Source organism: Gilliamella sp. B3801, assembly GCF_026536645.1.
Taxonomy (GTDB): Bacteria; Pseudomonadota; Gammaproteobacteria; order Enterobacterales; family Orbaceae; genus Gilliamella; species Gilliamella apicola_I.
Genome location: NZ_JAFNNR010000012.1, coordinates 52,300 through 66,835, shown reverse-complemented (window position 1 = coordinate 66,835; position 14,536 = coordinate 52,300). Strand labels below are relative to the sequence as shown.

Annotated in this window: 10 protein-coding genes; 4 read left to right on the top strand and 6 right to left on the bottom strand. The window is 35.3% G+C overall.

The features are described 5' to 3' along the window. The first annotated feature begins 22 nt into the window (after positions 1-22). Positions 23-811, top strand: coding sequence for a siderophore-interacting protein (locus J3U14_RS10465; RefSeq protein WP_267352209.1), 789 nt, complete (start codon positions 23-25; stop codon positions 809-811). Positions 812-826: 15 nt separating this feature from the next. Continuing rightward, positions 827-1,408 carry an ACP phosphodiesterase gene (locus J3U14_RS10460; RefSeq protein WP_267352208.1) on the top strand — a complete coding sequence of 194 codons (582 nt, stop codon included), beginning with the start codon at positions 827-829 and terminating at the stop codon, positions 1,406-1,408. Between the two features lie 106 nt (positions 1,409-1,514). Here J3U14_RS10460 and J3U14_RS10455 read toward each other — a convergent pair whose 3' ends face one another. Both J3U14_RS10455 and ilvY read right to left on the bottom strand, forming a co-directional pair. Beyond that, positions 1,515-3,596, bottom strand: coding sequence for a 3-hydroxybutyrate oligomer hydrolase family protein (locus J3U14_RS10455; RefSeq protein ID WP_267352207.1), 2,082 nt, complete (start codon positions 3,594-3,596; stop codon positions 1,515-1,517). A 122-nt stretch (positions 3,597-3,718) separates the two neighbouring features. Then, positions 3,719-4,618, bottom strand: a complete 900-nt coding sequence (gene ilvY, locus J3U14_RS10450; RefSeq protein WP_267352206.1) for an HTH-type transcriptional activator IlvY — start codon at positions 4,616-4,618, stop codon at positions 3,719-3,721. Between the two features lie 200 nt (positions 4,619-4,818). On the opposite strand from ilvY, the gene prfC reads away from it, so the two are divergent. Beyond that, positions 4,819-6,411, top strand: a complete 1,593-nt coding sequence (prfC, locus tag J3U14_RS10445) for a peptide chain release factor 3 (RefSeq protein ID WP_267352205.1) — start codon at positions 4,819-4,821, stop codon at positions 6,409-6,411. A gap of 73 nt (positions 6,412-6,484) precedes the next feature. Here the strand turns inward: prfC and J3U14_RS10440 are convergent, their stop codons facing one another. From J3U14_RS10440 to J3U14_RS10425, 4 genes are read right to left on the bottom strand one after another with little or no spacing between them, the layout of a single operon-like run. After that, the gene (locus tag J3U14_RS10440; RefSeq protein ID WP_267352204.1) at positions 6,485-7,726 is read right to left on the bottom strand and encodes a hypothetical protein; all 1,242 of its coding nucleotides are present in this window, start codon (positions 7,724-7,726) and stop codon (positions 6,485-6,487) included. Continuing rightward, positions 7,716-9,143 (bottom strand): glycosyltransferase family 2 protein, encoded by a 1,428-nt coding sequence (locus J3U14_RS10435; protein WP_267352203.1) that lies wholly within the window; start codon positions 9,141-9,143, stop codon positions 7,716-7,718. Before J3U14_RS10435 ends, J3U14_RS10440 begins: the two co-directional genes overlap by 11 nt. Before the next feature lie 5 nt (positions 9,144-9,148). Next, the gene (locus J3U14_RS10430) at positions 9,149-10,072 is read right to left on the bottom strand and encodes a hypothetical protein (protein WP_267352202.1); all 924 of its coding nucleotides are present in this window, start codon (positions 10,070-10,072) and stop codon (positions 9,149-9,151) included. After that, the gene (locus tag J3U14_RS10425; protein WP_267352201.1) at positions 10,060-11,250 is read right to left on the bottom strand and encodes a YaiO family outer membrane beta-barrel protein; all 1,191 of its coding nucleotides are present in this window, start codon (positions 11,248-11,250) and stop codon (positions 10,060-10,062) included. The genes J3U14_RS10430 and J3U14_RS10425 overlap by 13 nt, the downstream gene beginning before the upstream one ends. A gap of 327 nt (positions 11,251-11,577) precedes the next feature. On the opposite strand from J3U14_RS10425, the gene ptrA reads away from it, so the two are divergent. Next, positions 11,578-14,472 (top strand): pitrilysin, encoded by a 2,895-nt coding sequence (ptrA, locus tag J3U14_RS10420; protein ID WP_267352200.1) that lies wholly within the window; start codon positions 11,578-11,580, stop codon positions 14,470-14,472. Positions 14,473-14,536 lie beyond the last annotated feature (64 nt).

Below are 14,536 nucleotides of genomic sequence, written 5' to 3'. Positions count from 1 at the left end.
ATGAAATATTAGGTTAGCCATAATGACAGGAAAAAAACAAACATCTATTGTTAATGCACTTTTAACGGTATTGAGAATTGAAAGGTTATCGCATAGTTTTATTCGAATTAACTTTAGTTGTGATAAACAGCTGACGGTTAATCCTTTATGGATTTGTCCTCATTTAAAATTATTGTTTGCTGATCCTTCAACGGGAACGATAATTTTTCCACAATTAGACGACAATAATAAAATTCTGATAAATGACAAGATTCGTCAATTGGCTCGGAGTTATAGTATTCGTCATTATGATGAAACGGCACAGCAATTAACGATTGATTTTGCCATTCATCAAGAGGGATTAGCTTCGGTTTGGGCTCAGCAGGCTAAAGTCAATGATCAGATAGGTTTAGTCGGCACAGCGGCAAAACTTATGTTTAATCAGCAAAGTTTGGTGTTGATTGGTGATATAACAGCTGTACCTGCCATTTGTTATACGCTTGAACACCTACCTAACAATGTTAATGTTCAAGCGTTTATCGAAGTCAATCACCCAACAGATATTATGGCTTTACCGAATAGTCTAAATACTCATGTTAACTGGCTGATACAAGATGTTAATCAGCCAAATCAACTTGTTGAAACAATAAAAAAAGCGAATATTGTTCATAGTGATAATTTACTTATTTGGGGTGGAATGGAGCGGGATTTAGCCCAGCAAATTCGACATACGCTTAAAGATAATTATCCTCATTTACCCCCCGATGCATTTCATATTATTAGTTATTGGCGACATGGTTTTGCTGAAGGGGAGTTTAAACATCGTGAATAGTAACGTGTAATTAAGATGAACATTCTAGCTCATTTACATCTTGCCACTTTAGCTAATAGCTCCTTAATTGGCAATAGTGTGGCTGATTTTGTTAAAGGGGATCCTTATCTTGTTTATCCGCAAACGATAGCCGACGGTATCATGTTACATCGTAAAATTGATAGCATGGTCGATGGTTTAACAGAAGTGAAACAAGCCAAAACACACTTTATCAAACCGCATCAACGTGTCGCACCGATTGCACTTGATATTGTATGGGATCATTTTTTATCTAAACATTGGACTGATTATGGCATGGGTCAATCAGTGTCTGAATTTGACCAATACACCAGACAACAAATTCAGCCCTTTATTCATCTCTATCCTGAACATTATCAGCATTTTATGCAGTCAATGTGGCAAGGCAAATGGTTAGAAAATTACGCAAATCTTGAATTTGTTGGAAAAGTGCTTAATGGTATGGCCACCCGACGACCAAAGCTATGGTTATTAAAAGAGACTATTTATGATATTAAGCAGCACTACAAAGAATTCGAAGCGCTGTTTTTTATTTTGTATCCTAAAATGTGTCGCTTAATAATAGCTGATCCTATTTAGTTATCATCCCCGCTAGGACTACCTGTTATTAATGTAAAATTAGACTTAACAAATGTGAATTAATAACTTGGATGTGTCCTAAGCGGATTGCTAATTACCGTAGATACTAATTGGGTAATATAATTTTCCCGTTTTCAGTCGTGATTAAATCCTTTTGGTTTGGTGTTTGCGAAATAGGGACAAGCGTATTTTCGGTCAATTGTGGAGCAAAACCTATTTTACCACCTCTGGCTTTTACACGAACAACTTGGCTTTCAGGTAAAGAGGCATGATTCGTTAAATGAAACCATAACCATTCCATGGCATCTTCCCCATAATAATCAATTGGTAAGAGCGAATTATCAAATGGATAAGTGCCATCCAAGTAGCTGGTGTTTTCAATCTCATAATAGCGCAGTTGCGAGGCGTTACCTTCTACTTGGCTATTTAATGCGACATAAGCACGTGCAGTATAATCAGGTAGCTGTTTAACGTTATGACGAGCATGAACGATAAGGGTTTTTGTGCCATGTAAATTTGCTGATGCACTCACTTGATTAATGCCAAATTTAACTCGAGGATGCGTTAATTTTTTATATAAACATATGGCGCCCTTAGCATTATAGTCAATGGCTTTTTTGTTATCTGAACCCGAAAAGAAATCGCTTCTTGGTGAATAGGCATCTTCATTATTAACCAGTGCTAAAGCCGTTGAATCATCCGTTAACCATATCGGTAAATGACCCGTTGCAAAAGACCATAGCTGTTGAAATGTCACTTCGTGTAAACTAGCAACTTTACCTTGATAATTTATCGGATTTTGTTGCGTACTTGCGACCGAGTAGCCACACATTCTATCGGTGACATCAAAATGACCATAGGCACTGATATATTGATAAGGCAATCCAATTGTTTCTTTATAATAAAAATAAGGGAGTTGGATATCCATTGATGGCGTCCAACCATAGCTATGTAATTTTTCAAGTGCTTCTTCAGGGGTACCTTTTGTTAATAAGTTTTCTTTTTTTAGCGCATCACAACGGTTTTGTGAATAAAGGTATTTGTCAGCAAACGGAATAGTGATCGTTTTGTGTTTAGCTACAATAGCAGGTATAGCACAAGGAATATACAGGGACGCATAACTACTGTAATCAGCAATTGATTTATAATCGATTTTTTGAGGAGCACTTTTATTATATTGAATAGAAACGGTGCTATTTTCAACATTGGGTTGAATTTGTGGATTAACCGCAACGATACCTTTAATGACATTGTCAGTATCAAGTTCACCTGCTTTTAATGCTGCACCGCCACCATCACTTGCACCATAAACTAAAACTATTGTGTTATCCTTATTAAAATGAAACTTAGAATCAGAAGGGAATTGTGTATTAAGGGCATAAAAAGCAAATTCAATGGATTTTAATACAAATTCGCCCCATCTTTCTTCAGAATTTAATCGTGAATGGAGTTGTTTTATTGCATAGCGATTTGGATATTTTTTAATAAATCTATCTCTATTGAAAATAGTGGGTTCGAACAATAAATTAGTAGATTGAGTTTGCCCATTTATGGCATAACCACGCTTATGCTCAATATCATAAATACCATTGCCTAAACCTTTATCATTATAAACAACCGCACAATTGTGCCGAAGTCCCCATAAACCACGAATTTGCACATCTTTTGCATTATATAACCCGTCTGAATCCGTCGCAGGCACTGCAACAATACATGGTTTATTTTTATCAAAATCAAGCGGGATTTGCAGTAACATGCCCACCTTTTCTTGTTCTAATTTTAGTGTTGCTAAAATTTCAAATCCCGGAATTTTGCCATCAAAAAGGGGACTTAATTCCTGGCGTCTAAATCCAAATAAGGAGCCTTCACCATTATTGATATTGATAAAACGATTGAGTTTTGCTTGCCGTAGCTCTTGAATGGTTGGCTGAGTCGGATCACTGAAATGTGGGGTATAAATTGACGTGGATAAGGTAGTAAATCCTAAACCTGCCGTAACGAGGTCATCACTGTCACCATCATAATAAATGGCTTCTTCGGTAAGTAGCCAGTCGGGAGCTAAAATTAAGTAATTTTGAGAAGAATCGGTCTGAATATCTTGTTGAGCGTGCAAGGAAATTGGAATAAGTGTGGAGCTAAAAAGTAATAATGATAATAATGTTTTAACGTGAAAGTTGTGCAATTGCATTTCAAATATTCCTTTTTGATAGTCAGACTGTTAAATAGTTGCGTATCATTCATTGCAATCAAAAACATTAACAATCCTGTTAATGTTAGTTTTTGAATGACAAATCCATTATAAATTATTTTCTAATTTTTGGTATGATTTAGATTGGATAGGTTCCAAAATGCCGCGATAATTTTTTCGGATAATCGCCTTTTTTGGACACACATTCCTATGTCAAAAGGTTGCATTAAGTTGGTTGACCATTCAGTAATACGCTCTCTTATTCTTTCGGGACTGTTTTCCATCACAACTTTCGGTAATAGGGCAACACCGCAGCCTAATGCCACCATTGAGACAATGGCTTCATGTCCGGCAACGGTGGCATAAATTTTAGGGCTGGTAATTTTCTGTTGCTTAAACCAAAGATCAATACGTTGTCGGCTTGGGCCATGCTCAGGTAAAATGAAAGGGATATTATGCCAATCGGGCTTTTTTTGATGAAGTTTATCACTAAAGGTGCTATTAAGTTTGGGTATTAACAAAACCATTTCAATTTCACCAAATTTTAAAAATTCAACACCAGCAGGCAATTGTTTCGGTTTGCCTGCGATAGCGAGATCCGCCTCGTTAGACTGGACTTTTTCAACGGCATCTGCCGCATCGCCAGTTGATAATTTGATTTCAATCAGTGGGTAATGTATACGAAACTGGTCTAAAATGTCGGGTAAATGGCTGTAAGCGGCTGTCACTGAACAAAAAAGTCTTAATTCACCAATGAGCTGTTGATTGGATAATTCTAACTCTTGTTTTAATTGCTGATGTTGACTAATAACTTGGAGTGCAAAACGTTTGACCTTTTCGCCAACTTGGGTGATTTGAACTTGCCGATTATCACGTATAAAAAGCGGATGACCAAAATAGTCTTCCATGCGTTGGATTTGCCGTGATAAAGTCGATGGGCTAACATGCATAGCATTAGCTGTCATACCAAAATGACACGTCTCACATAAATGTAAAAATAATTTCAAATCACGAATATTCATAGAAAGTTCCGTTTTGATAAAACTTTTGCGTAGTTCAGCGCTATTTTATACTGTAAATGTACAAATTGGCTAGGCTAGTGAAGATATTATGCAGAGATAATTAAATAAGGGAAATCACAGGTAATACATTCATGGCAATGCATAGCGATACCTGTTAAAATGCTCGATTATTTTTGTACAGGTTAATGAACGTTAATTTTATGACAGAACAAGCTTATTTAGACGAAGTTAATGCTCGTCGCACTTTTGCTATCATTTCGCACCCTGATGCCGGTAAAACCACGATTACCGAAAAGGTTTTGTTATTCGGTCACGCAATTCAAACTGCCGGAACGGTAAAAGGGCGTGGAGCCAATGCGCAACATGCAAAATCTGACTGGATGGAGATGGAAAAACAACGTGGTATTTCTATCACAACTTCTGTGATGCAATTTCCATATAATGATTGTTTAGTCAATTTACTTGATACCCCCGGGCATGAAGACTTTTCGGAAGATACCTATCGCACATTGACAGCAGTGGATAGCTGTTTAATGGTCATTGATGCGGCTAAAGGGGTGGAAGATCGTACTCGTAAATTAATGGAAGTGACACGGTTACGTAATACCCCAATTTTAACCTTTATGAATAAGTTAGACCGTGATATTCGTGATCCAATGGAGCTGCTTGACGAAGTTGAAAACGAGCTTAATATCCTATGTGCACCAATCACTTGGCCGATTGGTTGTGGTAAGTTATTTAAAGGCGTGTATCATCTGAAAAAAGATGAAACCTATCTTTATCAATCAGGTAAAGGCCACACTATTCAGGATGTACGTATTATTAAAGGGTTAAATAATCCGGAATTAGATACAGCGGTGGGCGAGGATTTAGCTCTGCAATTGCGGGAAGAGCTAGAACTGGTTCAAGGTGCATCAAATGAGTTTGATTTGGATGCTTTTTTATCTGGTGATTTAACCCCTGTCTTTTTTGGTACAGCGTTAGGTAATTTTGGTGTCGATCATATGCTTGATGGCTTAACTGCTTGGGCGCCAACGCCACAACCTCGTCAAACGGATAAGCGAGAAGTGAAATCCTCAGAAGAAAAATTTAGTGGCTTTGTGTTCAAAATTCAAGCTAATATGGATCCAAAACATCGTGACCGAGTTGCTTTTATGCGTATCGTGTCAGGGAAGTATGAAAAGGGCATGAAGTTACGCCATGTGAGGATTGCCAAAGATGTGAATATTTCTGATGCCTTGACATTTATGGCTGGTGATCGTGAACATGTCGAAGAAGCTTATGCAGGCGATATTATTGGATTGCACAATCATGGTACGATTCAAATCGGTGATACGTTTACGCAGGGGGAAGATTTCAAATTTGTTGGTATCCCTAATTTTGCGCCTGAATTGTTCCGACGGATACGATTAAAAGATCCGCTTAAACAAAAACAGCTATTAAAAGGATTGGTGCAGTTGTCAGAAGAGGGGGCTGTACAGGTATTTAGACCCTTATCCAACAATGATTTGATTGTCGGAGCGGTCGGTGTGCTGCAATTTGATGTTGTGGTTGCGCGCTTAAAATCGGAATACAATGTAGAAGCCATTTATGAACCGGTGAACGTCACAACCGCCCGTTGGGTAGAATGTAGTGATGTGAAAAAATTGGAAGAATTTAAACGTAAATGTGAACAAAATTTAGCGCTGGATGGTGGCGATAATCTTTCTTACATTGCACCAAGTATGGTGAATTTGAATTTAACACAGGAACGTTATCCGGATGTTGAATTTAGAAAAACACGTGAGCATTAATGTAAACTTCATTTATCCGTTTTTGGTATAACCGATAATGCTAATTAAGAAGAGCTAGGTGACTAGCTCTTATTTAATCTTCTTCAACATCAAGCCCATTAATAGCAAAACCATCGAAAGAACTCCAGTTTGAAAATACTTCAGTCAAGGCATTAATCATGCCAAATAGCTCATCTTCTTTACCTTCAAAGCTAATTTCTGTGAAGTCCACTATATGATCAGTTGAATTAACATCAGAATTCTCATCATTTGACCCATCTTCGATTTCACTATTCGTTTGGTCATAGGAGTAATATTTTTCGAATTCTTTACTGAGTATACCATTTTCAAGGGCAATAACGATTTTATGAAGATTTTCATCTCCCCATGATAACCATTTAGCACTGATATCATAAATCAGTTCATAATCAGTACGATAAACCATAATAATATATTTTAAGGAATAAGGTTCAATATACTGGATAATTTGCTTGCTTTGATTAATATCTTTTAACCAAAATGGGACTACAATCTCAATTTTTCCTCCCCAACTTTCACTCAATTTTTTTATCGCTTGCGCCCATTGTTGCCAAATCAGATCTTTATTTTGGTCATAATCACTTAATAAATAGGGTTCTATATCATATTGAATTCCAGCAAGACAAGGTTTATTTATACGTCGCTGACAGAATTGCTTAATTATTTGATTACGTTCAATCGCATTTTGTAAACCACTTTCAAGTATCATTTCTGCTGCTCCTTCAACAGCAATGATCTCAATACCATTTTGAAATGCAATGTCTAAGAGATTTATTAGCTGTTCTTCATATTCAATTTGCTGGTTTTCAATAAATAATTGTAAATAAATCTGATTGATCCCTTTTGATTTTATCTTTGTGATAAATTGGTTAGGTGAATTATTCCATGTGGTTGCTTTCCAATTCCACATAGCAAGATTGCGGTTTTTTTCCGGATAAGTTAAGTTATTAACCAGTGTATTTGAATGTGTTGATTGTTCAATGTCCAGTTTTGGAACATTTGAACTATCTGGTTGAGCAGATGTATCAAGTGATAAGGGTTGATTTTGATCAATCATAATTGGAACCGGATCACTCATTGCTACCTGCTCAATAATTTGCGTTGTATTTACCACGGCGCTTAAAACCGAATCGCTATTAGGATTCGACAAATCATGTTGCAATGCCGTATCGTATTGGCTCGTTTCGGTGTTTTTAAGGTTGTTCAACATCGACACATTACCCGCAAAAGCCGCAGGCAGGACAGTAATTAGAATAAATAGTACATTGCTTGATAGTCGTTTAATGTTATTTATCAAATTTAACTCTCTCCATTTTTCCCCAAGATAATTTACCTTTTTTCAAACGGAAGAAACCTTTAAATTTCCAATATAAACAGATTTGTCGATAGCCAAAATTATCAATTAGCGAAATAAAAAGTAGTGATACAAAATATCTGATTTTATCTAATCCTCTTAGCAAGAGGCCGTCAATGGCAATGGCAGTCGAGGTGATTAAAATATTGTAACTAATAACAAGTAAAAAATAGGATAAAATTAAATTACCATCGACCACATCAAAATAACAAAAAAGGGGTAATAATACATAACCTAATAATTCAGCAATCGGCCCTAAAATATCGGTTAAAATCGAAAAAGGTAAAAGAATAAAACTTAATCTTTTATATTTTAACTTAAAAGTAAACTCCCGAAAATGCAAATAAGTTTGCAATGCACCAATATGCCAACGTATTCGTTGATTCTTTAATACTTTCCATTTTTCGGGTACTTGAGTCCAGCATACCGCAGTTGGGACATATTCTATTTTATAATTGGCTTTGGTATCATAGATTAGTTTATGTAATTTTACCGTAAAGTCAAAATCTTCACCAACCGAGTCAGCCGAAAATCCACCAATTTTTATGGCTAAATCTCGACGGAACAAGCCAAATGCGCCTGATATAATCGGTAATATTTTAATATGATTCCAGGCCACTTTAGCCATTAAAAATGAACGCATATATTCCAATGCTTGTAATTGAACAATGTACTTTCGTGATAGTTTTATTTTTGTTACCACCCCTTTATTAATCAAACAACTGTTTGCAACTCGAACGGTTCCACCCACGGCAATAGTTTTAGGACTGTAAATAAAAGGAATAACCGCTTTAGTTAATGCATCGGGTTCTAAAATGGAATCAGCATCAATGAGACAAACGATAGGGGCTTGACTTAAATTGATTGCCGCATTATGTGCATCGGCTTTGCCTCCATTGACTTTATCTATCACGCGAAGACGGCTATCTTTTTGAGAGATATAAACCCCTCTTATTTTGGCATGAGATAGGTGATTTTGTTCCACATTATTTAAATGATGGGCGGTTTCTTGTAATCGAAAATGGTCATAAATTAATTGAAAAGTATTGTCGGTTGAGCCATCGTTAATCACAATAATATCAACATTAGGGTATTCCGTTGCAAGCATCGATTCAATACTATCGATAATGGTAACGCTTTCATTATAAGCAGGCATAATAATAGAGATAGCCGGTAAAATACCTTCATTCTTTTTAATATTCTGAATTTTTTTATCGTTATCTCGCGCTTTAATTAGTACATAAACAGAAATGATAAGTTGCAAAAAATAGATGAGCACTTGTAAAAGTCCGACAATCATTATGAGAATAACCAGCACTTCCATGCAAAGCTTGATTGCATAGTATAAATCATTGTTCATAAAGTTTACCCGTGTTTAATTTTGAAAATATTGTTGTTTTTATCGAGGATATGGACAAATCGCTTAGTCGTAAAATCAAAATATTCTGTTATCAATTCTTCAATACTACATATCTTTTCTTGATAGCAGAATTCATTAATAAAATTAAGTAGATAACAGCTGTGAATAATACCGGAAGAACTATTTTGTAAATCGATTAAAGATTCATAAAACGCCCGCATATAATCGCGTCTATCTTCTTTGGCTAACATAGCGTAAGGCGTGATATAATTTATAGAAATTTGGGTTAAGATGTTAGATAGATTATCAACAATTTTGCTAAATTGTTGATTTGCTAGTTCGGTTTCAAACTCTAAAAGCTTATAGGATGGAACTAATCGTAAAAAACAAAATAGACCATTTTGCGATATTGAATTAGACAATAAGATTATGAGTTCAGCAAGAGTCACGTTAGGATTACTGATTGCTAAACTCAGCGCTGCTGCAACAGCAACTTCTTGGTTATGGTTTTTACAAGCATGTTTCAACGCCGCAAAGGTTTGTGTGGAAGGGTAGTAAGACAACATGTTTGCGGCATCAATGCGTTCTTTCGTCGTTCCTTTTTTTAATAAAGTGCGCAATTTTTTTTGAAATACTTCATTTTCAAACAGCGGTAATACCGGTTCAAGCTCATTGAACTGTTTTTCAGCAAAAAAAGCGGCAATTAAGTCAACGGAATTTAATGCATATTTCGATATTTTGCTTGCATAAAAGGCGTTTACTTTACTTTTTTGTGCAATCAAATCGATTAATTTTAGTTTTAAATCATTAAATCTTTTCCGATGATATCTTCGATCAAGATAAATTATTGACGTGATAAAAACAATTATCAGACCAGCAAAAATCATACTGACATTGTAAATATTCATATACCGTATTAAAATGTCCATTTTATACCACATCCTAATGTTTTCTTGTTGTACAAATTACGGTTGCGGTTGGTGTCTTTTCGACCTTCAGCAGTGTAGTTAAATTGAAGACTTAATCTGTCAGAAACATCATACGTTAGCCCAACGAAATGTGCTTTCGCCTTGATTAATGAATGATTATAGCGGTTAGAACGATCTGATGTTTCTTGAGCATTTGAGTAACCGATAAATAGATGCAATTTTTCGATTGGTGTTGCGGTTAGCTTAATTAGAAAACCGTTGGTATGATTATTATCCTGATCATAAGTATTGTACCACTTACCGGCAATTGATAATCGGTCATTCAAGAAGTATTGCTCAATCCCTGGCGTAATACTTTTAATATTTCCGTCGTTGTAGTGGTCGAACTTTAAATCCAATGTGATATGAAGGGAATTAAAATATTTATTTGTTGATGATAATAATACATAGTCAGCACCACTTGCTAAAGTATAACGTGCAAAGAATTTTTTCGACGTCGCGGTAAAGCCTGATAAGTAGCCGTAAGCACGATCATTTAGCGTATGCCAAAATGTTGTACCAATTCTTTGATCATTCATATTAAAACGATGAGATTGAGCAACATGACCTGTAATCGTACTTGTTTTAGATAGTTTGTAAGATAGCGCAAACTCCATTTCGTTCCAGTCAGCATAAGATTTTGTTAAATGACTATGAGTACCAGCAACATTGAGTGTCCAGTAATGAATCGATTTTTTGATGTCAGTGATTGTTTTTTTTAATGTTAACAATTGGGTATCATTGGGTGATTGCGTTAAATAGTGATTGAGTAGTAATTCAGCTTCACTTGGATTATCAATATTTTGTGCTAACACAACGCTGACCAATCCGTATTGGGCATCGACATAATTGGGGGCTAAGACTAAAGCCTTGTGAAACGCTTGTTTTGCTTGATCTAAGTTTTTCAGTGCATAATAGTTAAATCCAAGTTGGACAAGTATGTCTGAATTAGTTGGTGATAGTACAAGCGCAGATTCTAATTTTTGCGCAGCGAGATTAAAATTTTGCATTTTTTTTGCTTCAATGCTTTCATTTAATAATTGTTCTGCTTTGATTGCGTTATTTCCATAAATTGGGTTTGCTAATATAGTAGAACTGTAGGCAAAAAAACTTAGCATTAAGACTAACTTATAAGACATAAAACCACCTTAATTCAATATATTTCAAAATCTATGTTTTTATTTTTATTTGTGTATGAATCAAAGCACTATTGAAATGATGTAAATTAATCAATGAGTTGTTCTGAATCAGCAAAAAATAGAAATCTTAGGTAATATCACAGGATGATGTAATTTTAATTACATGGTTTAGGTTATCCAAACGCGTGGATTATATAAAATACATATAACAAAGAATAGAAATATTTGGTGTAGTTTTGTTTAGTTTGATAGCTATTGTTTATTTATGTTTTTTTGCCTTTAATTGTTGAATTAAGACTATAATAGTTTTTTAAATGGGAAAATTATATGAATAAGATGAAAATTAAATTGATTATTTTTACTGCGTTAGGATTCATTATTTCCAACTCTTCTAGCGCAATTGATAATAAGCTTGTTCACCCTGTATTATTGGAAAAGGTACAACAAAGTGAACGAGATAAACGTCAATATGAAGTGATTGAGTTACCAAACAAAATGCAGGTGTTACTGGTGTCTGATCCCAATGCAGTCAAATCGCTTGGCTCACTAGCACTACCGGTTGGTTCATTGCAAGATCCAAAAGCACAGCAAGGCTTAGCGCATTATACTGAGCACATGGTACTTATGGGCTCAAAAAAGTATCCTAAACCAGCAAGTTTTTCTAAATTTTTAAGCCGTCACACCGGCAGTTATAATGCAAGTACTGCCGCACATCGTACCGCATTTTATTTTGAAGTTGAAAATAGTGCTTTTGATAAAGCATTGGATTATTTAGCTGATGCCATTGCCGAGCCTATCTTAGATCCTAAATTTGCCGATAAAGAACGCAATGCCGTTAATGCCGAATTGACTATGGCACGATCCAATGATGGTTTTAGAATTGAACAAGTTGATGCTGAAACCATTAATCCCGAACATCCTGCATCACAATTTTCAGGGGGTAACTTAGAAACATTAAGTGATAAGCCAGACAGTAAACTACAAGATGCCTTAGTCAATTTTCATCACGATTATTATTCTGCCAATATTATGGTCGGGGTCATTTACAGTAATCAATCGATAAATAAATTGGCAAAATTAGCCGAAGATACCTATGGAAAGATTCCCAATCGCCATACTATTGCGCCAAAAATTGATAAGCAGGCAATGACGTCGGATTCGTTAGGTAAACAAATTTATATGATTCCTGCACAACCTAAAAAGTTGTTGTTATTGCAATTTCCCATTGAAAACAATTTAGCTAAATTTGCCGATAAAAGTGATGAATATATCACTTATTTAATTAGTAACAGTAGCCAAAATACATTATCTGACCAACTTCAAAAACAAGGATTAATCGAAAGTATATCCTCCTCGATTTCACCAAATCGATATGGCAATAGTGGTATTTTTAGTATTAATGTCAGTTTAACCGATGCAGGGCTTAGCCAGAAAGATAAAGTTATTGGCGCCATTTTTAATTATTTGCAGTTAATTCAAAAAGAAGGTGTAACCGAAGCTTATTATGAGGAGTTTAAGAAAGTCTTAGATTTAGGATTTAAATATCAAGATATTGAACGGGATATGTCCTATGTTGAATGGTTATCGGATCAGATGTTGCTATATCCAATTCAAAATGTTCTTAATTCAGATTATATTGCAACGCATTTTGATAAGTCTGCAATTATCGCCCGACTAAAAAGTTTAACTGCCGATAATGCCCGAATATGGACGATTTCACCGAATCAAGCAACCAATAAAACCGCTTATTTTGTTGAAGCGCCTTACAAAATTGATAACATTACTAAAGAAGAAAAATTAAATTGGACAGCGTTAGGTAAAGATTTCTCGTTTACCTTACCAGCGCTCAATCCTTATATCCCCGATGACTTTTCGATTGTAAAGCAAAGTGAAACTCCATTACCAGCCGTTGAGTTTAACAAACGGGGAAATCATATTCATTTAGCTAGTCAATATTTTAAACAAGATCCGAAAGCTGCCATAGTGGTTTCATTGCGCAATAACGAGGCATTTAAAGATGTAAAATCACAGGTCATTTTTTACTTACTTGACTATATTGTCAGTCGAAATTTAGCGCAGTTAGAATTTCAGGCTGGTGTCGCAGGTATGTCTTTATCATGTTCGGGTGATAATGGACTAATGATCACTGCAACAGGCTTTAATCAACATCTGCCAGATATGATAACCGCTGTCTTAAATAGCTATCGAAATGTTAATATTGATGAGCAAAGTTTAGCATTAGCGAAATCCTGGTATCTTCAAAAACTTGATGCCGCCGATCATGCTAATAGTTATTTATTATCGATGCAACCAGTTAAAGCTTTATCTTATATTCCTTACTTCGAACGCAGTGATAAACGCCGAATAACAGCAGATATCAGTGTGAATGATGTATTGGCTTATCGTGATAAGTTACTGTCGAAATCCGTTCCTTATATGATCAGTTTAGGGAATATATCGAACGATAATTCACTCAAACTTTATCAGGAAATACAAAAAACGTTGGATGCGAATATCGAGTTTGAACCAAAACCAACGATAAAAATAACATCGACACAGACAGCAAAAATTACGCAACATGCAACTTCGAGCGACAATGCTTTAATGATTGGATATATTCCAGCGAATTATAGTGAAATCGAGGGACAAGTTTTAAGTTATACGCTGACCAAAATGATTGAACCTTCTTTTTATGAGCAGTTACGCAGTAACGAGCAGCTTGGTTATGCCGTGTTTACCATTCCGTTTACCATAGGTGAATCGTCAGGATTAGGATTTTTAATTCAAAGTAATCAGTATGATCCTGACTATTTACTTAAACGCTATCAAGATTTTTATCCTAATATGTTAAGTAAATTGAAAGAATTATCCGATCAAGATGTTGAGCAATATAAAAAAGGCGTGCTCAATGAATTGACAATGCCGCCACAAACGCTAGAGGAAGAATTAAATCTTTATCTGTCAGATTATCGTTTATCACGCTTTAAATTTGATTCACGTGAGAAAAAAATCAATCAATTGAAAAAAATTACCCAACAAGATTTGATTAACTTTTATACCCATTCTATTATGGAGCATAAAGGTTTAGTACTAGCGTCGCAGGTACTCGGTAAACCATTAGAAGGTTCCAAAGTACCACAAGCTATTAATGGTAATGAGTTGACGGATTTTGACAATGCTTCAAGTTTACAACATTCTTTGTTAAGTGAAATGACTAAATAATTTTGATGTTAATAAGGTTTGTTAAAACAGAATGTAAAATCACATAACTGAAATAAAAATAAGG

Coding starts and splice junctions, on each gene's coding strand:
- J3U14_RS10465 (WP_267352209.1), top strand. CDS start 23: ATGACAGGAAAAAAACAAACATCTATTGTTAATGCACTTTTAACGGTA.
- J3U14_RS10460 (WP_267352208.1), top strand. CDS start 827: ATGAACATTCTAGCTCATTTACATCTTGCCACTTTAGCTAATAGCTCC.
- J3U14_RS10455 (WP_267352207.1), bottom strand. CDS start 3,596: ATGCAATTGCACAACTTTCACGTTAAAACATTATTATCATTATTACTT.
- ilvY (WP_267352206.1), bottom strand. CDS start 4,618: ATGAATATTCGTGATTTGAAATTATTTTTACATTTATGTGAGACGTGT.
- prfC (WP_267352205.1), top strand. CDS start 4,819: ATGACAGAACAAGCTTATTTAGACGAAGTTAATGCTCGTCGCACTTTT.
- J3U14_RS10435 (WP_267352203.1), bottom strand. CDS start 9,143: ATGAACAATGATTTATACTATGCAATCAAGCTTTGCATGGAAGTGCTG.
- J3U14_RS10430 (WP_267352202.1), bottom strand. CDS start 10,072: ATGGACATTTTAATACGGTATATGAATATTTACAATGTCAGTATGATT.
- J3U14_RS10425 (WP_267352201.1), bottom strand. CDS start 11,250: ATGTCTTATAAGTTAGTCTTAATGCTAAGTTTTTTTGCCTACAGTTCT.
- ptrA (WP_267352200.1), top strand. CDS start 11,578: ATGAATAAGATGAAAATTAAATTGATTATTTTTACTGCGTTAGGATTC.